Origin of the sequence: Shewanella glacialimarina (assembly GCF_020511155.1) — a bacterium.
Lineage (GTDB): Bacteria > Pseudomonadota > Gammaproteobacteria > Enterobacterales > Shewanellaceae > Shewanella > Shewanella glacialimarina.
Map to the genome: position 1 here is coordinate 2,130,359 of NZ_CP041216.1, position 23,178 is coordinate 2,153,536.

Consider the following 23,178-nt stretch of genomic DNA (forward strand, 5'->3'; position numbering starts at 1 on the left):
TTATAAAAAATAATAAATACAAATTATGTCGTTACGTTTTCTATTGAGTGTATTAAAAACATTCAGAAGATTTAAGTATGAACATCTTCTGAATGCGAGTATTGATTTTTTAGTAGCCTAAGGCAGCAGAACCAGCTCTGCGGGGATCTGACGACCCATATTTACCTTGTTCAGTCACCATTATTGACTGGGTACTCCCAATAGATTGTTGAATTTTAACCTTATGGCCTTTTGCTTCTAGCAGTGAAATAGTGTCTTGATTCAAGCTACGTTCCACCCATAAAAAGTCAGGTAACCATTGATGATGCACACGAGCTGCTGCACTTGCTTCTGCAATGTTGAGTTGATGATCAATCACATTCATAATGATTTGCAGGGTGATATTTATAATTCTAGAACCACCTGGGCTACCGGTAACAATAAAAGGTTTACCGTCTTTCATTACAATTGTTGGACTCATTGAGCTCAGTGGACGCTTATTACCTTTTACAGAATTTGCTTCGCCTCCAATCAGTCCGTAACCGTTTGGCACGCCAGCTTTGACGGAGAAATCATCCATTTCATTATTGAGTAATATTCCAGTCCCTGACGCCACCAGCCCAGATCCATAACTAAAGTTCAAAGTATAGGTATTAGATACAGCATTACCCCATTTATCGACTACAGAATAATGTGTTGTTTGTGGGCTTTCATACCCAGTAACTTTACCTGGAAGGATCTCACTGCTTGGAGTGCTTTTATTGAGGGCAATTTTACTAGCAATTTTGTGAGCATAATCTTTACTGATTAAATGACTTGTCGGTACTTTAACGAAATCAGGATCACCTAAAAACTCACTGCGATCTGCATAGGCATATTTCATTGTTTCAGTCATAACATGGATTGTTTGTGCGGTATTGTGACCAAATTTGTCTATGGGGAATTGCTCTAATACGTTAAGCATTTCAATAATATGAATCCCGCCAGAAGAGGGCGCTGGCATTGAAATAACTTCATAACCTCGATATGTACCTCGTACCGGTTCACGTTCGACTGCTTTATAATGGGCTAAGTCGGCTAATGTCATTACACCACCAGCTTGCTGAACAGCGTTGACTATTTTTTCTGCAGTTTCACCTTGATAAAAACCTTTACTACCCAATTTAGACACTAAGGTGAGTGAATGGGCTAACTCTGGTTGATATAATATATGACCGACATCAAAATTACTGCCATCGGCTTGATAAAAGATAGCTTTTGAGCTTGGCCATTGGCTAATACGGCTGCGTGTTCCTGCCAAAGAGTTGGCTAAATCCGATGTGATAATAATGCCATCTTTTGCCAGTTTAATTGCTGGTTTTAAGACCTGTTCAAGTGACATTGTCCCGTATTGCTTTAAAGCTAACTCCATTCCCATAACGGTACCAGGCACTCCGACAGCTAAACCGTGTTCACGACTTAATTTATCAACCGCGTTACCTTTTTCATCTAGAAAGATATCTTTGTGGGCTTTACTGGGTGCCGTTTCACGGTAATCAATCGCAATGGTTTTATTATCTTCGGCAAGATGAACTAGCATAAAGCCTCCACCACCAATATTTCCTGCTCGAGGTAGTGTTACTGCTAATGCAAAGCCAACGGCAACAGCGGCATCTACTGCATTACCGCCTTGTTTGAGAATTTCTACACCAATTTGACTTGCTATGGCTTCTTGGCTAGCGACCATACCGTGTTTAGCAAAAATAGGTTGTGCGGTAGCCATTTCACTGAATATTGCGTCATCATTCGCCCATGTGTAGGTTGAATGCAACGCAGCTGATGACATGCTAATACCAATCAAAGTAGATAATAACAGTGGAGTGAATTTTATTGTTAGGGACACGAATAATCCTTAGAGAGTTACCAGAATGATCTGACTGTGCCATAGCTGTCATTAAATTGGTATGCTATATAAGTAAATTGATTAAATAATAAGGGCTACACATTGCCATCTGCGTATGCATTTTCACATGTTTCGAGTATTGAAGAGATTGGTCAAGATAGATGGACTCAATGTTTTGGCGAGTCCAACCCCTTTATGCGGTATGCATTTTTACATCAGCTAGAACGTTCGGCTTGTATAGGGGATGGAACCGGCTGGCAAACTCATCACCTTATTATTTCGGACAAGTTAACCGCGGAAATAGCTGCAATCGTGCCTTTGTATCTGAAAACACATTCATGGGGAGAGTATGTGTTTGATTGGGCCTGGGCTGAGGCTTATGGGCGTAATCAATTAGAATATTATCCTAAGCTAGTTACCAGTGTGCCTTTTATTCCTGCTTCTGGACAAAGAATAGGCTTTAAAGCAGGTATAACCGAAGAAGTTAAACAAAGCCTGTTACTGAGTTTGTGTGAGTATTTACGCGATATAATGGCTCAACAAGACTACTCATCATGGCACGGCTTGTTTATTAGCGAACAAGAACAAGCCCTATGGCCTAAAGACGCGGCGATAACACGGGTAGGGACTCAATTTCATTGGCGTAATAAAAATTACACTGATTTTAGTGATTTTTTAGCATCTATGACGTCAAGAAAACGTAAAAATATCAGCAAAGAGAGACAGTTAGTTGCCAATTATCAATTAAGTTTTCGCTTTGTTGTTGGTGCAGAGGCATCGCTTGAACAGTGGCAGCATTTTATTAAATGTTATCAAATGACCTATCAAAAGCGTTCAGGCCATCAAGGATATTTAACAGCAGCTTTCTTTCTTGGGCTGCAACAAACTATGGGAGAGGCGATTCGATTATTGATTGTCACCGATGTGAATGATCAAATGATCGCATCTGCGTTATTTTTTGTATCTGATACGCATTTGTATGGCCGATACTGGGGCACATTAACTGAACTTGATGGTTTACATTTTGAAAGCTGCTATTACCAGGGTATTGACTATGCAATTGCAAACAATCTTGCAATATTTGATGCAGGAGCCCAAGGTGAGCATAAAGTGTCTAGAGGGTTTGAGCCTAGGTTAACGTATTCAAAACACATTATTATTCACCCAGCATTTAATGATGCAATTAGTCATTATTGCCAGCAAGAGCAAAATCAAATGGGTTTGTATATGAAACAAATTGCGCAACAATTACCGTTTAGAAATTGAGTTAATATGGGCTTGATTAATTTAATGCTAATAACTCATGTTAGTCACTTAAGGTGTGGACTTCAGATGATTAATCTAATGCCAACCAAATCCCCACTAGTATCATTAAACTGCCGGCGATACGATTCATCCAACGAATATTATCGCCGCGGGATAAAAATAATCGTAAACTTTTACCACCACTGGCATAAGCCAACATTGATGCAGATTCTGTTACCATTATGATACCCAATAAGACAACTAATTGTGTTGCTACTGGTTTATCAACATTAATAAAAGGCGGTAACAGCGAAATCATAAATGCCCACCCTTTTGGATTGGCAATGGCGGTAATAAAGCCCTGACTGATCAAACTTAACCGGTTAGTATTCATTTGTTGGCCTTCAATAACAGCCATTTTACCTTTCGAGCGCCACATATTAATACCAATGTAGACAAGATAAGCTCCACCCAACCATTTTAATATTTCAAATATCTGTGGGTAGTTAAGCATGATGCTAGCAACTCCTAGTACAGCGGCTATTGCCACAATCGCTACACCAACGAGTTCACCTATCATCATCCACAAGGTACGTCTTACGCCGATGCTCATACCCAGGGTCATTGCCAAGGTCATACACATGCCTGGAGTGATAGATACAAAGAAGAAAGTCGGGATAAAAACAGCAAGTACAGCGTAATCAGGCATATAAAATATTCTTAGTGACAAAGTTAATTCGATTATAATGCTTAGATAAACAAAAACCAGCACTAGGCTGGTTTTGTTTAGTTTGAATCAGCTAAATAAACGTTACAGTACGCCACGTTTAATTTGGTCACGCTCTATAGATTCAAATAATGCTTTGAAATTACCTTCACCAAAACCTAAGTTATTTTTACGTTGAATGATTTCGATAAAAATAGGACCGAATAAATTCTTAGTGAAAATTTGCAATAAATAACCGTCTTCATCACCGTCGATCAAGATCTGATGATGCTTGATTTTTTCTCTGTCTTCAGTAACCTGTGGCAATTTATCAAAAATGGTTTCATAGTACTCAGGAATGATATCTAAGGTTTTGATTGCAGTTCCTTCCATTGCATCTAATGAGGCCACAATATCACGGCTTCTAAAAGCTAGATGCTGCACGCCAGGACCATTGTATTCACCTAAATATTCATCAATTTGGTTTTTATCGTTGCCTTTACCTTCATTGATTGGAATACAGAAGCTGCCATCGGGTGAGCGTAATGCATAGGATACTAACGCGGTTTGTGACCCTTTAATGTCAAAGTAGCGCACTTCGGTAAAACCAAAAATGTCTTTGTAAAAGTTTGCCCACTTCTCCATAGTGCCTTTGTAGACATTATTAGTTAAGTGGTCAACCTCCATAAAGCCTTTTTCAGGTGTATTGATTGGCTCATCTAAATCAACGAAATCAGTCGCATAAATATTATTATCAGCGCCGAAGGTGTCGATAAAATAAATTAAGCTGTCACCAATACCGTAAATAGCTGGATATGGCATATCTTTTTCAGCTTCTGCCGCAGCTTTTGCGCCACGTTCTACCGCAAGTTTGAACGCTAATTCTGCATCTTCAACACGCCAACCCATTGAACAAATTGCCGGTCCGTGTGATTTAGCAAACTCTGCTGAGAATCCTGCACGGCTTTTATTTAATAGAAAATTAATGTCATTTTGCTTGTAGTAGGTAATGTCATGATTTTTTGCTTTTTTCAGCATAGAAAAACCAAAATCAATAAATACTTGATGCATAAACTCAGTGTCTGGGCTGGCAAATTCAGTAAATTCTATGCCTAAAAGTCCCAGTGGATTTTGTTCGCTTGCCATGTTGTTATTCCTCGTTATATTCAACTCAGCATCACGTTAAAAGTGATGCAGTTAGAAGGTATTTTCTATCGACTTATGGTTTAGTCTTCTAACCAAGAGCGGTTGTAGTCTTCACTCATGCAATTTTTTACATGTGAAGTAAGATTCAGTGGGGCGAAAGTATCTACCATCACCGCATATTCATAGGTTTCTTTTTTACCAATTGACGCTTCTGTTCGTCCTGGTTGTGGCCCGTGTGGCACACCTTTTTGATGTAAGGTCATGTAACCCGCTTCAATACCGGTGCGACTCATAAAATCACCGTCGACATAATATAAAACTTCATCGCTATCAATGTTGTTATGGTAATAAGGTGCAGGGATTGACTTAGGATGGAAATCATATGGGCGCGGCACAAAGTTACATACGACAAAATTCTGTGCAGTAAACACTAAATGGTCAGATGGAGGTAAATGAATTTTACCTACCTTAGGTGCATACTCAGCAATATTGAACGCCCAAGGGTAAACGCAGCCATCCCAGCCGACTAAATCAAATGGATGCCATTCGAGTGTCATTTGTTGATACTTGTCACCAAATTTACATATTAATTGAAATTCACCTTTTTCAACGATCGCATCTGCAAGTTCTGGGATACGTAAGTCCCGCTCACAATAGGGAGCAGACTCTAATAATTGGCCGTACTCATTGCGAAAGTGTTTAGGTACTTCAACCATTGAAAACGATTCAATGACAAACAAACGAACATTGCTGTAATCATTAAAAGTTAATTGATAAGTGGTGCCGCGGGGGATAACCAGGTAATCCCACTTTTTAACGTCAATAACACCATATTCACTTAACAGCTGTCCTTCACCTTCATGAACAAACACAATTTCATCCGCATAAGCATTACGATAGAACTCGTTTGTGCTGTGGGTTACCTTAGCGGTATAAAGGGCAACATCGCTGTTATAGAAAATTTTATTGCGGCTGCTGAAAAAATTACCGTCACAATCTGCTTTACGCGAATCCAATTTGTAGTTTTGAATTAATGAGTCTTGCCATTCTTGACCATGTTCAACCGCGTATGGCACCACATTAATCGCCTTAGTCGGCATATTATGGTGATATTTATTAGAATAAATATTTGAAAAACCATGGGTTGAAAAAAGCTCTTCACGGTAAAGTTCGCCATTTTCTTTTTCAAATGCTATATGACGCTTTGTGGGGATTTCACCTTGTTTTACATAAAATGGCATATCAGCTTCCTTAACCGGGTATTTACAGCACTTAGTTTGTTCATCTAGCTCATTTTATCAATGAGTAGTGTGACCTGTGCCGCATAGATAGATTCAATTTAGTTGCTTAGATGAACAAAAAAAAGAATAATAAACAGCTAGACTCTATCTATTTTTTAGATTGTATTGTTATCGGTACATTTCTGGCAGCTAATCGATACAAAAGCACAAATTTACCTCACAAAGGAGTGATAAATGCGCATAGATGTTGATGCATTTAAGGTTTTACAAGTATTAGTCGAAGAGGGAAGTTTCGCTAAAGCATCTGAGCGTTTACATAAAGCGCAATCTGCGGTGAGTTACCAAGTCAAAAAGTTAGAGCAACATTTGGGGGTAAGTTTATTTAATCGCGATCAATACCGTGCAGAGCTAACCCCTGAAGGCCGAGTTATTTTGGCTGAGGGGCAACGTTTATTGCAACATTTGGCCAATATTGAGCATCTTGCTAGCCGTTTTAGTGAAGGCTGGGAGCCCAAACTTGAACTGGTGATCGACGGCGCGCTGCCGATGGAACCAATCATGACGGCGCTCAAACGTATGGCTGAACATAAAGTACCGACTAAAATTCAACTAAATATGGAATTTTTAGGCGGTGTGCAGCATAGGTTTGAGCGAGAGGGCGCCGATTTAATGTTAGTAAAAGACTATTTGACAGGGCCAAACTATCATCCTAAAGCCTTACCCACTATTACCAGTCTACTTGTTGCTAGTTGCCATCACCCCTTAGTTAAGCTAAGTCAGATAAGTTTAACTGAGCTACAACAGCATGTGGAATTGACCATTGAAGATTCGTCCCCACAGCGTTTAGTGCGTGATGAAATGCAATTTGGTGGCGATAAGGTGTTTTATCTATCAGGGTTTATCATGAAAAAAAATGCTTTACTGAAAGGCCTTGGCTTTGGTTGGATGCCAGCATTTTTGATCCATGAAGAGTTAAATTCAGGCGAATTAAAATCGGTCGATTTTGTTGGCGGTAATACATTCAGCTTTACGCCTCAATTAGTGTCAACCTTAGAAAGACCATTAGGGCGAGCTGGGCAACTATTTACCGAGTTGATTTTAGATGAGTTTACTCGTTTTGAATTGCACACTTCCAAAGAGATTAATACCACAGGGCTTGGATAATATTGTCTATAAACGATTAATGTGCCAACAGAGATTTGATAGAGTCGGTCATTACTTTTATGCTAAATTCATTGAGAATGAGATTAACTAACAGTCCAAGGAGTGACAAATGACCAAGCGATGCCACGAAGTAGATTATGAAATTATCGGCTCAAGTATGCAATTAGTCGAGGTGGAGCTCGATCCACATGAAACCGTGATAGCAGAAGCGGGCGCGATGAATTACATGGAACAAGATATCACTTTTGAGGCTAAAATGGGCGACGGCTCTGAACCTGAGTCTGGATTTTTCGGTAAGTTACTTGGCGCTGGTAAGCGGGCGTTTTCCGGTGAAAGTATTTTCATGACTCACTTTACTAATGATGGGCACAGTAAGCGGAAAGTGGCTTTTGCAGCTCCTTATCCAGGTAGTGTTTTAGCGGTCGATTTATCTCAGCATAATGGTGAGCTTATCTGTCAAAAAGACAGTTTTTTAGCTGCAGCACTGGGCACAAACGTTACCATGAAATTTAATCGTCGTTTAGGAGCAGGTTTTTTAGGCGGGGAAGGATTCATATTACAAAGTTTGAAAGGAGACGGTATGGTATTCATTCATGCAGGTGGCACCTTAATTAGAAAAGAGCTGCATGGAGAGTCATTGAGGGTTGATACTGGATGTATAGTCGCGTTCTCTCCTGGAATTGATTACGACATTCAACGAGCTGGTTCGCTTAAGTCTATGGTATTTGGCGGTGAAGGGTTGTTTTTAGCTACCCTACAGGGCCACGGAACCGTTTGGCTACAATCGTTACCATTCTCTCGTATGGCTGATCGTATTATTGCCCATGCACCTACTAAAGGTGGTACATCAAAAGGTGAAGATTAATAATCTATTATTTAATCAATTTTATACTGTTTAAAAATATCAATTATCCAAGATTATACGTAAATTCAAGTAAGAATGCTTACTCATTATAAGGTAAGCATTTTGATTTTTATAAAGGTAAAAATTTTATTAGTAATAATCTGAGTCTATTTACTCTTCAAGTCCTACTACAAAGTGATAATATGTATTCAAATTCAGATTCTTTGACTGGTTGAACACTTAATCTTGCACCTTTTGCCACTAACACCATATCCGCTAGTTTCATGTCAGCTTTAAGTTGTTTCAGGCTTATCTGATTAATAAACTTCTCAATAAATGATATTTCAACCTCAACCCAGCGAGGTTTCAAAGGATCAGATTTAGGATCGAAATACGGTGATGAGCTATTAAAAGCACTTAGATCAGGCTGTGAAGAGTGGCTTACTTGAACGAGTCCTACAATTGCGGGCTCTTTGCAGCTTGAATGATAAAAGAGCACTAAATCATTGACGCTAACTTGATCTCGTAGGAAATTCCTGGCTTGATAATTTCTAATTCCTTGCCAAGCTGATTTTTGTCCACTGCACCTTCGTAAGTCATCTATACTGAAGTCATCAGGTTCAGACTTCATTAACCAATATTTCATTTATCACACCAAGTAGTCATTTTGTACTATTATCAGAACAAGAATATATATAAATAAGACTTTGATGGTAGCTTTTTGATACCACTATCCACAAGGTTTTCCATATGATTTTTATCTAAAGAGTAACGTTATGGAGATGGAGTGATGTTAATGTTATCTAATAGCATAAAAAACCAGCATTTATGCTTATTTTTCTCGCTCTTTATGTCTAGTGCTGTTGTATCAGAAACTCTTGAACTATCAACGCTAGATTGGCCACCGTTTAGTGGTGCTGAGTTGACTGAAAAAGGTATTGCTACTCGTATAGTTAAACATGCTATTGCTTATGACAACCATCAATTAAAAGTCACAGTTGTTCCTTGGGTTCGTGCTATTAGAATGGCAAAAACTGGGGCTAAAATAGGCTATTTCCCTGAATACATTAATGTAACAAATGATTTTATTTTTTCTCAGTCTTTAGGTGCAAGTCCGATAGGTTTATTGGAGCTTAAAAGTAACCCGATTGTTTGGGATACAGTCACTGATTTAAATAAATATGTATTAGGCGTGGTAAAAGGGTATGTAAACACAGACGAGATAGACACTATGATTGCTAGTGGTGAGCAAAAATATGAAGAGGCCATGAATGAAAAGCAGAATATATTAAAATTAGCAGCTGGTCGTATTGACACAATTGTAATCGATTTTAATGTTTATCAATATTTAAAAAGTGATCCTAAAATTGAAAAAATATCACATCTACTGCAAATCAATAATAAAGTCCTTGATTCTAAGAGCTTGCATGTTGCGTTAGCAAATAATGAAGAGGGCGAAAGGTGGCTTAAAATAATTAACGATGGCTTATCAAAATTTGAGCCTCAAATAATGATGGATGCTTATTTACAAGAATCTCTTAAGCATCCCTAATATTAATATTGTTCGTTTGGTACCACAGTTTGGCCGATAGGGGTTAGACTTAATAATGCCAGTTTAAGGTGTTGAATGCCAAATGGAATACCAATAATAGTCACAAAACATGCTAGCGCATGAGCTAAATGACCTATCGCTAACCAAATCCCAAAAAACACAAACCAAACAACATTACCGATTAATCCTATGGTACCTGTTCCTAAATCTTCAACACCCGTTAAGTGTTTTCGATTAACACTTTGTTGTCCGAATGGCCAAAATGCCATTTCACCAATGACGAAACAAGCCCGTCCAAAGGGAATACCAATAATACTAATAAAACATAGTAGCCCTGCAAGCCACCAGGCTAGACCCATTATAAATCCACCTAAAATAAACCATGCAATATTAAAAATTAGTCTAAAAATAGCCATATCCTTTTCCTTTTATAACTGAAATATGTGATTAATATTGATAACTAAGCAGGGAATGTGCCAAGGTTTAAAGTATTGATCTAAATAGTTAAATTGATTTTTATTTTGATGAAGTAAAGTAAAAATTGAGATTTAGACTAAAAATGAGCGATTTTAACCAACTTTAGTTACAATGACCCTAATTAGTTTTAATGGTGTTATAAATGCTAAGTCATAGCCCAACAGATACAATAAATTTTGCAGGAAGACAAGTTTTCGTCAAGCGTGATGATAAATTACACCCTAATTTTAGTGGTAATAAAGCCAGAAAATTTTATCACTTCCTTATCAATGACTTTCCTAAAGTGACACGAATAGTGGGATCGGGTTCGGCTCAAGCAAATTCATTATATTCGCTATCGGTATTGGCAAAAATGAAAGGCTGGCAGCTAGATTATTATGTAAGCCATATTAGTGCTTATATACAGTCACAATTACAAACCTACCCAGTTATTGTGTCTAATTTTACTCAAGCCCATCATAACGGTGCCAATATTATTCAAGTTGATTGGGGTCAAGCTAAACTCAGTGGCTGTAAACATTTGGATGATGTCATAAACATACTTAAGCCTGAATACCTAAATCGATACTCTGAGCAACAAATACTGTTTATTCCTGAGGGGGGCAGATGTGAATATGCTAAAACTGGCATCTACCAGCTTGGTTGTGAAATTATAGATTGGGCTAAAGGACAAAATATATCCGCTCTTTCAGTATATCTTCCATCTGGTACAGGTACGACAGCAGTTTTTCTGCAACAGTATTTTATAAAAAAATGCCAAAAGGAAATAATTGATATTAAGGTGTTAACTTGCAGCACTGTTGGCGGTGATACATATTTAGCAAATCAATTTTGTGAATTAAACCCAGATAAAACCCAGCATCCCACTATTATTAATGATGGCAATAAGTATCACTTTGGTAAGTTGTATTTGCCCTTATTTGAGTTGTGGAACGATGTGCTAGAAACAAGTGGAATAGAGTTTGATTTATTATACGACCCTATTGGCTTGAGCGTGTTGAAGCGCTACATAGAAGCGAATCAATGCCCAGATAGGCAAGTTTTATATATTCATCAAGGCGGTTTGTTAGGGAATGCAACTATGCTACCCAGATATAAACGTAAGCTTGCTAATACATAACTGATTGCTATATGCAGTATGCAGAGGGTATTAATATTGAATATATATTTTATGGCATAACAGACTATCTACCACTGTATTGCAACATAATAATATCGTTTTACAGATATATAAAAGTTATTTTCTTTAACAGAAATTATTGATAAGAGTTTTTGAGTGTGTGGTAAAGCGGATTTATCAGTTTGCCCTGTTGTTAATAAACGCCCGGTAAATGAGAGGAGAATACCGTTAGCCAGGTTTATTAAATAACAGAGCAAATGATTTACGCCTAAGCGTAGGGGATGTACTTATTACTTATTCGAACTAATCAGCCATTTCATAAAGTTTACGGCTTCAATACGTTTTGAAAAAGTTGTTTTGTTTTTACCTTGTGAATCAGTAAAAGCAATTGAGTTTTTGTTTGATGAAATAGAATTAACAGGAAAGTTAACTGTAATTTCGTGTCCGTTAAATTGGTATGACATTATCATACTCCTTATAATTTTTGTTCACCCTTAGGTGATGTAAGTTTTAACAATATAATTCCCTTAATATTTTTCGTGTTTCGAAAGATTTAAGTTACTAGATTAAGTTACCTTATCAATCTTACACTAATCAAGTCTTTATGTGAGAAATATGTAAAAAATCTTAATTATTAATTAAAGGTTGTTTTACAATTAACTCAATTATTTAATGTGTAGATAATACATCAAATGCTTGACAGTGATAGTTGACCATAGGTTTATGACAAGCCCATTACAATGAGAATAAATATATTAATGGATACTAATTCTGTATCAACATAGATAAAATCAAAGGCGCTTGTGGTGGTTTACAAAGGAAGTTGAGCAGACTTACGATAGGTAAACAGATAAACAAAGTAATTAAACTTTAATGATAATATATGTAAAATATCTGTTTGGCAATAGATATTACTTATTTATTACCAAACAGCACAGTCACAAAAATTATCTGTAATAAGCATCACAGTTAAGCTCAACATCCAACCTTAATAAATCAACTCACCAATAGGGTTTAACAGTTTGCTAAATCCTTTAGTAAAATACAATGGTGCGTCAACTATGGTGTAGCATAAACAACCTGACATTGTTTTAGGAGAATGTTCATGGTTTTCATCAAGTAGCATGAAGTCTCCTGGCTTATAACTGTTGAACTTATCACTAAATTCACCTGCTAATAATAACGTTAGCTCAGAACCTTTATGGGTATGTTCAGGAATTTCACCGTCTGCAGCTATGTGTAATAAGCTGGCCCTTGCTTTTTCTTCACCTGTGTTTAAGCGTAGACGGCTGACTTTACCAATACCCTGCCACTGAGCGTTAATCTGATGTCTAAATGCTCTTGGTAAAGTATAAGACTCACCTTTAACTGATACTTCAAACGTACCCTTGTCTACTGGGTGATGTGGTGTTGAATCAAGTTCATCCAGTGTGCTATCCAACATTTTATCTAACAACAAATCCATGTCTATATCCGTTGTCGAATCGTTGCTGAAACTATCAATGTTAAACGCTTCAACGGATTGCTCTCTGGTTAATAGTGATAAAGATTTGTTGCAAATATCACAAAGTTCGGCATGGGCTGAAACCGCCAATGACATTGATAGCGGTAGTTCTCCCTTAATATGAAGTAGTAATAATTGTTCGTTAGGATGATAATTAATCATAATGTTTCTCCATAAAGCCTTTTAACTTCTCTAAACCTAAGCGTAATCTTGATTTAACTGTACCTATAGGTATCTCGAGTTTGTCTGCCAATTCTTGCTGAGTCATTTCTTGCATGTATATGCCTTGTACAACTTCACGTTGTAAAGGAGGTAATTCGTTAACGTGAAGTAACAGGGTGCCTGTTAGCTTGAAATCATCCTCGTTACTTTCAGCATCATCTGACTCGAAAAGTGGCCAAATGTCATCACCAAATGAATCTTCTCGGTTATGCTGCACTTTTCTGAGCATATCGAAGCATTGGTTGCGCATGATTGTAAAAATCCAGGTGCTAACTGCAGCTTTGTCGGGATTGTATAAATGCGCTTTAGTCCAGACTCTAGTCATAGTTTCTTGAACCAAATCCATTGCTAATCCCTGCTGATGTAATCGTTGATTACCAAAAGCATTAATTTTTGAGCCAAAGTGGCTGAATAATTTAGCAAATGATGCTTTACACCGCACGTTAGCCACTTTTAACATCAACGCTGCTAACTGTTCTGCATCGTGCTCTTTACTATTAGACAAATTTATTACACCGTTTCGTTTTGCAATACTTGCCTTATCATAACGATTTTGTGCACTTTGTGATTGAAAATTTTCCATTATCTTCACTCGCGTCTTTTTTGTGGGCCGATTATTCACTTTTATACGCTTGATAAATAAATTGGATCACTTTTAAACCAAATTAATAAAAAAATAGTTTTCTATGTGTAACATGCAATTACAACACATTTACAGTAACTCGAATTAATTTTTAACAGATTAAATAGTCTATTGTTCAATCCGAACAGTAATAAGGTTAACTGATTATATCTGCGAGAAATGTTTGTGCCATATGATGGTCGTGACTATTGATACAGCGGTACTTTTCTGCAGCACTTATGGGAATTATTTCTAACCATCGCTGACAGACCCATGATATGTCTTGAAAATTTTCTTGCTGATAGTGGGCTAAGTGAGCAGGGTATTCTCTGAGTATATCTTTAAGAGTGTCACTGAGTATCTTGTCACGCTGCTGAAGCTTATCTGGCTTATTTTTCGAATTTAATGCATTAATTTGTGACTCAGGCCAATCTTCAATGAGTGAAACCTCAGCGCGTTTCAATCCATCTTGTTCGACGCTAACATCTTTAATAATAAATTTTTGCTCACCGCGGATACTTATACCCAAAAGACCATCATTGAGTGTTTCAAAGTCAATGATTTTGCACAACGTGCCTATAGGAAGTATCTCCTTTTTATCATCACTGAGCATGCATAATCCAAATCCCACTCCTGTTTTGAGCGACTCGGTGACTAAACGTTTGTATCGAGCTTCAAAAATGCGCAACTGACTATACCCTTGAGGTAATATACAGATCGGCAAAGGAAAAATTGGAATTATCATAACCAGCCTTTATATGAACAATGTAAACTGACAATTTATACGAACTTAATAGGTAATTGATCACATTCGTTTTGCCGTTTTATTCAAATTTGATAGATGTTAACAGTGTGAATAGCCTCGTTGTGTGTCTGCAGCAGGTTTTCTTGATGAGCATCAGTCGTTTTCCAATTATCATGTTGGCATCTTTTAGCTTTAATGTTTTGTACGCTTGATGTTACACCTTTAAAACAGAGAGCTTTCTCCATCTGTTGATAATATTTTTGTTAAATTTTAATTAAACAGAATGAGCTATAATCTCATTATTAGGAAAAAAATAGCTTAGATACTAAATCTAGTCATCAGAGAGTCATCTTTTTGCTGATTTATGTTTATAATGATAAGTATGATGTTGTGCCTAGCATAATTAGTCACGACTTGTATTTATAGACTGGTGGTAGGTTTAATGAAGAAAGTGCTCGATAGTGTTGATCAACGTACTAATCTAGTGGGTGAGAACCGCTTGGAGTTATTGCTGTTTCGAATTAACTCAACTCAGCTATTTGCAATTAACGTATTTAAAGTCAAAGAAGTCGTCAAAGTGCCATCGTTAAGCGCTCTTCCTGGCAGTAATAATAGTATCGCTGGAGTTGCTAACATTAGAGGCACTTCTATACCTGTGATTAATTTACGTGGCGCTATTGGCTTTTCTCCCTTACCAATTACTGATGACTGTAATTTAATTATTACTGAGTATAATCGCAGTATACAAGGTTTCTTGGTTGGTAAAGTGGAACATATTGTTAACCTGACCTGGGGTGACATTATGCCACCGCCAAAAATGGCAGGTAAAAACAATTATCTAACTGCAATAACTCGGTTAGAGGACCAAGGTCAATCCCGCTTAGTATCGATTATTGATGTAGAGAAAGTCCTCGCTGAAATCATTAATTATGATATTCGGTTATCGGATGGTGTTTTGGATGAGGCTTTAGCCCCACAAATGCCTGGTCGTAAAATATTAATTGTTGATGATTCAAGTACTGCCAGAAGACAGGTCAGAGAAACACTCAGTCAGCTGGGTATTGAAATTATTGAAGCGTCAGACGGGTTGCAGGCGTTGAACTTACTTAAGTCTTGGGCGGATAATGGCCAAAATGTCGCTACTGAATTATTAATGATGATAACGGATGCCGAAATGCCAGAGATGGATGGCTACAAGCTCACTTCTGAAGTGCGTGCAGATCCTCGAATGGCTTCGTTATTTATCACATTAAATACGTCTTTGAGCGGCAGCTTTAATAATGCAATGGTTGAAAAGGTTGGCTGCGATGCTTTTATTTCGAAATTTCAGCCTGACTTATTAGTAACAGGTGTTCAAAATAGGTTAAGAGATATTCTGGGGTAAGCTTTCAAATGGCTCATTACGAGCCTATGAGTAATATAGTTTAAAGAGGCTTTTTCTGATTTTCTAATGCACTAATCTCAGCCTCTATCAGTGCAGCTTCTGCTGTAATCATAGAGTAAGATTTAATATCACCATTGCGCTGCGCGTGCATCGCTTTTTCAAGTTTTGACTCATAAAGTTTAGTGAGTTTTTTTATCGGATCTTGTCTGAATAATGAGAACATTTTAATCACTTGTATGTGGACGATACTAATTTATACGATAGAACATTGTTTTTGGTTTTGTTGGATTTAAGATTATTTCCCATAACGAGAAGCTTCGGCTATTTTACGGGAAATTATTAGTGCTAACTATTGGTTTTTCTCTTGAAACGACGTTTATAGTAAGTCAAATTCTGCGAAATTGTTAGTCTGTAATTTAGCGGTCTAAATCTTCAAGTAGTTCTTGTAGAATTTTTTGTTGCATACTTTTAGTCACGCCAATATTAAGTCTGGCGAGCTTGATTGCATGACCAAATTGATCTTTACCTAAATAAGTCACCAACTGCTTTAAAAACTCTTCATCTAACGCCAATACTTGACAGTAATGCTTAATGCCTTGATTTAGGTTGTTGAATTGTAAGCCATCAAATTCGAAGCCTAAGGTATTAGTTCCTGCAAACAAGGGGTCATCTTCAAAGTGATTATCATCAATACTTAGCGCCCAGCCTAAAGCATTGATTCTTTTTTGAGCAATCTTGAACATCATCCAAGCGCTCTTTTTAAAGCCCCCAAAAATTCTACAATCAAATTCAGATTCTGCTAATTCTTGTTCGGTCCAATTAATGCCAATTGCCAAATCCTTATGGTATCGCTTCATTAACTGATCTTTAACCGCTTCACGACAATCCCAGATAGAGGTTAATAAGTGCTTTTGTGCCAGCAACTTACATTCTTGACATGCTGGGACGGTTAATGATGGGTGAGGAGTATGCGCCATACGCCAATAAGGCAACTCTGCATGGCAGGGTTCATCACAAAACCAACACATGTGGCGTTTATCGAAAGGAATGTCGACCATAGAAGGGTTTGTCATATTGGATACTTAAGTAAGAGGTAGAAGAAAACGTGCAAATGCACTGAGATGAATATCCCAGTGCAAGTAACAATAATTAATCTTTTTCGATATCAACTAAACTTTTTGCTAATACAATTGGGTCTATTTCAAAACATTCTTGATCGCTTTCCCAGTTAACACCCACTAAAACGCCATCATCATTTAAGTCGCCAACCCAATACTCAAGAAAGTCGACCAAAGTGATACTAACCGCTGTGTATTCAGCCCATTCTTCGGTGCAATGACTTTTGGCAGTAGCTTCTGACGACCACAGTGGCATAACATCAGTTTCTTCAAACTCAGATGAATCACACACAACCCATCCTTCGCCTGTTTCGTCCTGAAGACCCCAAACGATTTGGTGTTTTTTTACACTTTCGATGAAGCTAGTTAACGTCGGGTTTTGTTCGGTCATGATCATTCTCATTAAGTGAAGTTAAAAACGGTTTCATTATACTGAATACCTACTTTAGCTCAAGTTGGTTATGCCTAATGCTGATGGCTATTTCAGCTAACACACTTTTTATATCGTAAATCGGTCTTTTTAAGGTTATTAAGCGCTTGTGAAGTTGATAGCAATCAGTCACGATATTCACACAATCTTATTTGTTATTATTTGGGTGCCACTTGAGTCTTATGCGCGTTAATTTATCCATTACAGCATTATTATTAAGCGTCAGTTTCTCTCATTCAGCTATAGCCAGTGCTGATTTTGCACAATGTGTGAGTCAATTACAGTTAAAAGCAAAGCAACAGGGTATTTCACAGCAAACAATTGATACTACGGTGGCTAACTTAAGCTTCATTCCTAGGGTGATTGAGCTCGATAATCAGCAGCCTGAGTTTACCACCACATTTAAAGATTATTATGACAAGCGTGTAACCGATTGGCGCATCAAAGAAGGACGCAAACTTTATCTGCAGCATAGTCAGTTATTAATGCAGTTAACCAATAAATATGGTGTTCCGGGTCAGTATATTGTTGCCTTTTGGGGGCTTGAAACTAACTACGGAAGCTATAAAGGGAATATGTCAGTGCTTAACTCATTAGCTACTTTGGCATGCGACCCTCGACGCAGCGAATATTTTACCCAGGAGTTGATGCAAGCTTTAACCTTAAAAGAGCGCTATCAATTTGCTGATAAAGATATGGTTGGATCATGGGCGGGGGCAATGGGGCATACCCAGTTTATGCCAACTAATTATCTTAAGTATGCAGTTGATGGCGATGGCGATGGCAGAGCAGATTTATGGAATAGTACCGCAGACGCATTAACCTCTGCGGCCAACTTTCTGCAACAATTAGGTTGGAAAGCCAATGAGCGTTGGGGACGGGAAGTACAGTTACCGAAAAATTATGATTTTGCCTATATGGGCAGTAAGGATACAAAATTATTGATTGATTGGGCTGGGCTAAACATAAAGCAATCAAGTGGCAAGCCGTTATCAACACCTGACATGCAAGCGGCATTGTATGTGCCTGCAGGCCATACAGGACCAGCTTTTTTAGGTTATGAAAACTTTAATGTGATAATGCGCTGGAATCGTTCTGAATTTTACGCTATTGCGGTGGGTAAACTAGCCGATCAAATTAATGGTGGCGCTGGTATTTCTCATCCTTTACCAAATCATCCCCGTTTAAACCGTGAAATGGTGCAACAGTTACAACAAAAACTGACTGATGAGGGTTTTGATGTGGGTAAACCAGATGGTATTTTAGGTCGAAACTCTGTAATAGGATTGCAAGCTTATCAGCGTAAACATGGTTTAATAGCGGATGGTTATCCAGATAATGCTACATTTGAGAAGTTAGGCATAAGCTTAAACAAATTGCCGACCCCATAAGCATTTGTTAAGCTCTTGCGACTTTTTTAATAGCCGTTAACTGTATAATCGACAGTTGACGCAAATACAGATTAATTTTAAGGATACGTAATGAGCATTAAAGACAATATGGTTGTGCAGTTTAATTACACGCTGCGCGATGAAAAAGGCGAAGTGCTTGAATCAAATGAAGGCCGCGATCCGATAGCTTACCTTCATGGTAACGACAACATGATGCCTGGTATTGAAGATGCTATTACCGGTAAAGCAATTGGTGACAAGTTTACTGTCACGCCTCCGGCAGCTGACACCTATGGTGAACGTCAAGAAGGAGCTGAGCAACGCGTCTCTGTTAAGCATTTATCAGGTGCTAAAGTATGGAAGCCAGGTATGGCTGCTATCGTTAATTCTGATCAAGGTCAACGTCAAGTGACCATAGTTAAAGTCGGTAAGTTTATGGCCACAGTGGATGTTAATCATCCATTAGCGGGCCGTGAATTAACCTTTGATATTGAAGTCGTTGGTGCACGCGATGCAACTGATGAAGAAATCGCCCATGGTCATGCCCATGGCGCCGGTGGTCATCAGCATTAATTAGCCGATTTTCTCCCAAGCCTTCAATAGACTTGGGAGAAACTTTTATTAAGTACCCATATGATCCTCGAATTCTCCCAAGGTAAGCTCATCATTACCCCTAATGAAATACAATGTCGTCTTTTTGAAAATCATATTATTCTCAGCGCAGTTGTCGATGATATAAGTTGTTTTCATCATGGATTAGTCATAGCGGCTGATGCTGGTACGGTGAAATGGACAATTAAACTGGATAATCCACAACAGTTTGAACAATTGTTACAAGAAACCGGTATTCACGCTCAATAATATTCAAAGTTCACCACATACAAATAGATAAGGAATCACATGACTCAATCATCTCTAGAAGCCATTGTCGTTGAACCTAGCAATAAGGCTTCATCTTGTGTTATATGGTTACATGGTTTAGGTGATTCAGGTGCCGGTTTTGCTCCTGTAGTACCTGTTTTAGGGTTACCTGGCGATCATGCTATTCGGTTTGTTTTCCCACATGCACCAGAACAAGCGGTAACCATTAATGGGGGTTATGTCATGCGCTCATGGTATGACATCAAAAGCATGGACTTACATGATCGTGCAGATATCGCAGGTGTGCAGGCATCAGAGCTACAAATAAAATGTCTCATTGAGCAACAGATTGCAGCGGGTATTCCAGCAAACAAAATAGTGTTGGCTGGTTTTAGCCAAGGTGGTGTGATGAGTTTGTTCACTGGGTTACGCTTTGAGCAATCTTTAGCCGGAATTATGGCTTTATCCTGTTATTTACCCGGTGGCGAGCATTTACCGGAACAACTTGCCCAGGCAAATAAACACACACCAATCTTGCAAAATCATGGTGAACAAGATGAAGTAGTGCCATTATTTGCTGGCAAAATGGCATACGATGCCTTGAATAATGCGGGTTATAATAGCGTTTGGAAAACCTATTCAATGGCGCACAGTGTTTTGCCTACACAGTTATCTGAAATAGGTCAATGGTTGAAAAAAGTATTGATTTAATCGTTAACACTCAACTGTTAACACTGTTCTCTATGTAGGACAATGGTGCGCCGTTGGGTTGTATATAAAATAATCTTTGTTTATAAAGGCTTAACCTCATTATTGGGTTAAGCCTTTATTGTTTACTGTATAGGTATAAATCCGATAGGGTTGCTCTGTTCTTTATTTGCAACAGTTTTTCATGTAACTCATTGTTAATATTGCACTAAATGTCATTGTTTTGTCATAAAGTTGTCACATGTATCCATCATTGTTTGCTATCATTTTAAGGTGAATTTAAAGTTCGCTTATCTATACAAATAAATACAAGATAAATAATAAATGGGGTTACATATGTCTAAAGTGTTGATAAAAGGGATGCTGGCATCAGCTGTGTTAGTTGCATTAGTGGGCTGTAATAGTGATGATGCTAAAATTCCTACGACCTGCGCAGAAGCTGGAGCAGATTGTAAAATATTTACCGTACTTCACACCAACGATAACCATGGTCGCTTCTGGGAAAACAGTAATGGCGAATATGGCATGGCAGCGCGTAAAGCGTTAATCGATCAAATTCGTGCCGAAGTTAGCGCGAATGGTGGAGAGAGTATTCTATTATCGGGCGGCGATATTAATACTGGTGTCCCAGAGTCAGACTTACAAGATGCCGTTCCTGATTTTATTGGCATGAACGAAATCCGTTATGACGCCATGGCAGTGGGTAATCATGAATTTGATAACCCATTAGCGGTATTAGATTCACAACGTTCTATCGCTAATTTCCCAATGCTAGCGGCCAATATCTATCATGCTGATGGCACTACACGTTATTTTGAACCCTACAAAATATTCGATGTTAATGGTGTGCGTATTGCAGTAATTGGTTTAACAACCAAAGATACTGAGAAATTAGGTAACCCAGAATACATTCAAGATATCAAGTTTACCGATCCAACCACAGAAGTGGCAAAAGTGATTGCTGAAATTAAAGCTAATGATAAAGCGGATTTAATTTTTGCTACTACCCACATGGGACATTACGCAGATGGCAAAAATGGCAGTAATGCACCTGGTGATGTGGCAATGGCAAGAGCGCTGACAGCAGGTGATTTACATGCGGTAATTGGTGGTCATTCTCAAAACCCAGTGTGTATGGAACCAGGCACAAATGAATACGCTGATTTCAAACCTGGCGATGATTGTGCACCTGACATGCAAAATGGCACTTATATCATGCAAGCCCATGAGTGGGGCAAGTATGTGGGACGTGCAGACTTTGAATATTTCAATGGTAAATTAAACCTTGCCAGCTATAAGTTGATCCCGGTTAACCTTAAGAAAACAGTAGAAGATGCTGAAGGTAAAAAGACCACGGTGCTTATCGGCGAAGAAATTATACCTGATGCAGATTTAAAGCAATTACTGTCTTATTATCAAGCAAAAGGTCAAGGTCAATTAGGCGAAGTGATTGCTGAAACTGACGCTAAACTTGAAGGCGATCGCGCTATTGTGCGTGGTGAGCAAACTAACCTAGGTCGCTTAATTGCAGAAGCACAGCGTACTAAAGTTAGTGCAGATTTTTCTGTAATGAATTCAGGTGGTGTACGTGCATCAATTGCAGCGGGTGATATCTCGTATCGCGACGTATTAACCGTACAGCCGTTTGGCAACATGGTTACCTTAAACACACTCACTGGCGCACAAGTGTCTGAATACTTAGCAACAGTGGCGACATTCCAACGTGGTTCAGGTGCTTATGCACAAATTACTGGCGTTAAAATGACTGTCGACTGTGCAGCAAGCAGTGTTGATATCAGTGAAATCAATGGTGAAACGTATGCTGCCGATGGTAGCTACACCTTCACTGTACCAAGCTACAATGCCGCAGGTGGTGATGGTTATCCAAAACTTGAGTCAGTACAAACAGGCTATGTTGATGCTGAGGTGCTTTATACTTACTTTAAAGATAAAGGCATGATTGTTGCTGCTGATTTCGCACCAGTAGGTGATATTGTTTACACTAACTCTAATAGTGTTTTAGGTTGTCAGTTAAACTAATTCTCAACAGACATTAACATTTGCAAGATGAAATTGTTAATGCATAAAAGACAGCTAAGTTAGCTGTCTTTTTTTTAGTATTTTTTATTTTCCCCTTGAATTAACAAATCCCATCCCTATATCTTATTTGTAACAAGATGAAAGTTAAAAACGCTCAACAGAGGTTTTGATATTTTGTTATCCATTGTGCCGAAAGGGCAATGAAAACTCGCCAATAATGGCTTAATTTTTACATATTGCTTTAGACAAGGATATGATTATGCGTAATTTTTCTATTTCTCCAGATTTAACCCCACTATACCGTAGCGCTATTGGCTTTGACCGTTTAGCCCAGCTTGCGGAACATGCCGCAGCGAACAATGGCAACAATGGCTATCCTCCATACAACATCGAATTGCTCGGTGAAAACCTTTATCGCATTACCATGGCTGTTGCTGGTTTCAACATGACTGAACTTGATATCACTAGTGAAGGTGAAAAGTTATTAGTCAAAGGTAATAAAGCTAACACAAAAGATGAACGTAAATATCTTCATCAGGGCATTGCTGAACGAGGTTTTGAACGGGTATTCCAGCTTGCAGATCATGTCAGAGTCGTCGGCGCTGAGTTAGAAAATGGATTGCTGAATATTGATTTGGAACGTGAGATCCCAGAAGCAATGAAAGCCCGTAAAATTGAAATTACTCGCTCTCGTATACTCGAAGAGTAACCCTTAATTCATAACACGTTTCATTGTTCTCAATTTTCTCCCAAATTAGATGAATAGTATCATCAGGGCTTAGTCGAAGTGACTAGGC

The 23,178-nt window shown here is 38.2% G+C and carries 25 protein-coding genes; 12 read left to right on the top strand and 13 right to left on the bottom strand.

What is annotated here, in order from left to right:
* Positions 1–109: 109 nt before the first annotated feature.
* Positions 110–1,804, bottom strand: a complete 1,695-nt coding sequence (gene ggt / locus FJ709_RS09245) for a gamma-glutamyltransferase (RefSeq protein WP_226415914.1) — start codon at positions 1,802–1,804, stop codon at positions 110–112.
* A 159-nt stretch (positions 1,805–1,963) separates the two neighbouring features.
* Here ggt and FJ709_RS09250 point away from each other — a divergent pair, with 159 nt between their 5' ends.
* A complete protein-coding gene (locus tag FJ709_RS09250) occupies positions 1,964–3,127 on the top strand; it encodes a GNAT family N-acetyltransferase (protein WP_226415664.1) in 1,164 nt (387 codons plus the stop codon).
* Positions 3,128–3,197: 70 nt separating this feature from the next.
* On the opposite strand, the gene FJ709_RS09255 is transcribed toward FJ709_RS09250, so the two are convergent.
* From FJ709_RS09255 to FJ709_RS09265, 3 genes are all read right to left on the bottom strand, one after another.
* A complete protein-coding gene (locus FJ709_RS09255) occupies positions 3,198–3,815 on the bottom strand; it encodes a LysE family translocator (protein ID WP_226415666.1) in 618 nt (205 codons plus the stop codon).
* A 102-nt stretch (positions 3,816–3,917) separates the two neighbouring features.
* Complete coding sequence (gene hppD / locus FJ709_RS09260) at positions 3,918–4,958, bottom strand: 4-hydroxyphenylpyruvate dioxygenase (protein ID WP_226415668.1); 1,041 nt, start codon at positions 4,956–4,958, stop codon at positions 3,918–3,920.
* Positions 4,959–5,038: 80 nt separating this feature from the next.
* On the bottom strand, positions 5,039–6,199 hold the full coding sequence (locus FJ709_RS09265) for a homogentisate 1,2-dioxygenase (RefSeq protein WP_226415670.1): 1,161 nt from the start codon (positions 6,197–6,199) through the stop codon (positions 5,039–5,041).
* A gap of 234 nt (positions 6,200–6,433) precedes the next feature.
* Between FJ709_RS09265 and FJ709_RS09270 the strand changes: the two genes are divergently transcribed.
* Positions 6,434–7,363 (top strand): LysR family transcriptional regulator, encoded by a 930-nt coding sequence (locus FJ709_RS09270; protein ID WP_226415672.1) that lies wholly within the window; start codon positions 6,434–6,436, stop codon positions 7,361–7,363.
* A gap of 109 nt (positions 7,364–7,472) precedes the next feature.
* A complete protein-coding gene (locus FJ709_RS09275; protein ID WP_226415673.1) occupies positions 7,473–8,228 on the top strand; it encodes a TIGR00266 family protein in 756 nt (251 codons plus the stop codon).
* Between the two features lie 157 nt (positions 8,229–8,385).
* Here FJ709_RS09275 and FJ709_RS09280 read toward each other — a convergent pair whose 3' ends face one another.
* On the bottom strand, positions 8,386–8,853 hold the full coding sequence (locus FJ709_RS09280; RefSeq protein ID WP_226415674.1) for an EVE domain-containing protein: 468 nt from the start codon (positions 8,851–8,853) through the stop codon (positions 8,386–8,388).
* 150 nt (positions 8,854–9,003) lie between these two features.
* Here FJ709_RS09280 and FJ709_RS09285 point away from each other — a divergent pair, with 150 nt between their 5' ends.
* Positions 9,004–9,759 carry a substrate-binding periplasmic protein gene (locus FJ709_RS09285; protein ID WP_226415675.1) on the top strand — a complete coding sequence of 252 codons (756 nt, stop codon included), beginning with the start codon at positions 9,004–9,006 and terminating at the stop codon, positions 9,757–9,759.
* Between the two features lie 2 nt (positions 9,760–9,761).
* On the opposite strand, the gene FJ709_RS09290 is transcribed toward FJ709_RS09285, so the two are convergent.
* Positions 9,762–10,175, bottom strand: a complete 414-nt coding sequence (locus FJ709_RS09290) for a YccF domain-containing protein (protein WP_226415676.1) — start codon at positions 10,173–10,175, stop codon at positions 9,762–9,764.
* 203 nt (positions 10,176–10,378) lie between these two features.
* On the opposite strand from FJ709_RS09290, the gene FJ709_RS09295 reads away from it, so the two are divergent.
* Positions 10,379–11,356, top strand: a complete 978-nt coding sequence (locus FJ709_RS09295; protein ID WP_226415677.1) for a 1-aminocyclopropane-1-carboxylate deaminase/D-cysteine desulfhydrase — start codon at positions 10,379–10,381, stop codon at positions 11,354–11,356.
* Positions 11,357–11,646: 290 nt separating this feature from the next.
* Here the strand turns inward: FJ709_RS09295 and FJ709_RS09300 are convergent, their stop codons facing one another.
* The 4 genes from FJ709_RS09300 to FJ709_RS09315 all read right to left on the bottom strand — a co-directional run bounded on the left by FJ709_RS09300 (position 11,647) and on the right by FJ709_RS09315 (position 14,449).
* Positions 11,647–11,820 (bottom strand): hypothetical protein, encoded by a 174-nt coding sequence (locus tag FJ709_RS09300; RefSeq protein WP_226415678.1) that lies wholly within the window; start codon positions 11,818–11,820, stop codon positions 11,647–11,649.
* A 524-nt stretch (positions 11,821–12,344) separates the two neighbouring features.
* Positions 12,345–13,022 (bottom strand): ChrR family anti-sigma-E factor, encoded by a 678-nt coding sequence (locus tag FJ709_RS09305; RefSeq protein WP_226415679.1) that lies wholly within the window; start codon positions 13,020–13,022, stop codon positions 12,345–12,347.
* Positions 13,015–13,665, bottom strand: a complete 651-nt coding sequence (locus FJ709_RS09310; protein ID WP_226415680.1) for a sigma-70 family RNA polymerase sigma factor — start codon at positions 13,663–13,665, stop codon at positions 13,015–13,017. The genes FJ709_RS09305 and FJ709_RS09310 overlap by 8 nt, the downstream gene beginning before the upstream one ends.
* Before the next feature lie 196 nt (positions 13,666–13,861).
* A complete protein-coding gene (locus FJ709_RS09315; RefSeq protein WP_226415681.1) occupies positions 13,862–14,449 on the bottom strand; it encodes an LON peptidase substrate-binding domain-containing protein in 588 nt (195 codons plus the stop codon).
* A gap of 442 nt (positions 14,450–14,891) precedes the next feature.
* Between FJ709_RS09315 and FJ709_RS09320 the strand changes: the two genes are divergently transcribed.
* Entirely contained in the window at positions 14,892–15,833 is a 942-nt protein-coding gene (locus FJ709_RS09320) for a chemotaxis protein CheV (RefSeq protein WP_226415682.1), read from the top strand.
* A gap of 40 nt (positions 15,834–15,873) precedes the next feature.
* Here FJ709_RS09320 and FJ709_RS09325 read toward each other — a convergent pair whose 3' ends face one another.
* The 3 genes from FJ709_RS09325 to FJ709_RS09335 all read right to left on the bottom strand — a co-directional run bounded on the left by FJ709_RS09325 (position 15,874) and on the right by FJ709_RS09335 (position 17,342).
* Complete coding sequence (locus FJ709_RS09325) at positions 15,874–16,056, bottom strand: DUF6435 family protein (RefSeq protein ID WP_226415683.1); 183 nt, start codon at positions 16,054–16,056, stop codon at positions 15,874–15,876.
* Positions 16,057–16,249: 193 nt separating this feature from the next.
* Positions 16,250–16,906 (bottom strand): hypothetical protein, encoded by a 657-nt coding sequence (locus FJ709_RS09330; RefSeq protein ID WP_226415684.1) that lies wholly within the window; start codon positions 16,904–16,906, stop codon positions 16,250–16,252.
* Between the two features lie 76 nt (positions 16,907–16,982).
* Positions 16,983–17,342 (bottom strand): DUF2750 domain-containing protein, encoded by a 360-nt coding sequence (locus FJ709_RS09335; RefSeq protein WP_226415686.1) that lies wholly within the window; start codon positions 17,340–17,342, stop codon positions 16,983–16,985.
* Between the two features lie 221 nt (positions 17,343–17,563).
* Here FJ709_RS09335 and FJ709_RS09340 point away from each other — a divergent pair, with 221 nt between their 5' ends.
* From FJ709_RS09340 to FJ709_RS09365, 6 genes are all read left to right on the top strand, one after another.
* The gene (locus tag FJ709_RS09340) at positions 17,564–18,772 is read left to right on the top strand and encodes a lytic murein transglycosylase (RefSeq protein ID WP_226415687.1); all 1,209 of its coding nucleotides are present in this window, start codon (positions 17,564–17,566) and stop codon (positions 18,770–18,772) included.
* Between the two features lie 90 nt (positions 18,773–18,862).
* The gene (locus FJ709_RS09345; protein WP_226415689.1) at positions 18,863–19,345 is read left to right on the top strand and encodes an FKBP-type peptidyl-prolyl cis-trans isomerase; all 483 of its coding nucleotides are present in this window, start codon (positions 18,863–18,865) and stop codon (positions 19,343–19,345) included.
* Between the two features lie 60 nt (positions 19,346–19,405).
* A complete protein-coding gene (locus tag FJ709_RS09350) occupies positions 19,406–19,633 on the top strand; it encodes a DUF3389 domain-containing protein (protein WP_226415690.1) in 228 nt (75 codons plus the stop codon).
* 39 nt (positions 19,634–19,672) lie between these two features.
* On the top strand, positions 19,673–20,344 hold the full coding sequence (locus FJ709_RS09355) for an alpha/beta hydrolase (protein WP_226415691.1): 672 nt from the start codon (positions 19,673–19,675) through the stop codon (positions 20,342–20,344).
* Between the two features lie 333 nt (positions 20,345–20,677).
* Positions 20,678–22,381, top strand: coding sequence for a bifunctional UDP-sugar hydrolase/5'-nucleotidase UshA (ushA, locus tag FJ709_RS09360; protein WP_226415692.1), 1,704 nt, complete (start codon positions 20,678–20,680; stop codon positions 22,379–22,381).
* A gap of 259 nt (positions 22,382–22,640) precedes the next feature.
* Entirely contained in the window at positions 22,641–23,090 is a 450-nt protein-coding gene (locus FJ709_RS09365; RefSeq protein ID WP_226415693.1) for an Hsp20 family protein, read from the top strand.
* Positions 23,091–23,178: the final 88 nt, after the last annotated feature.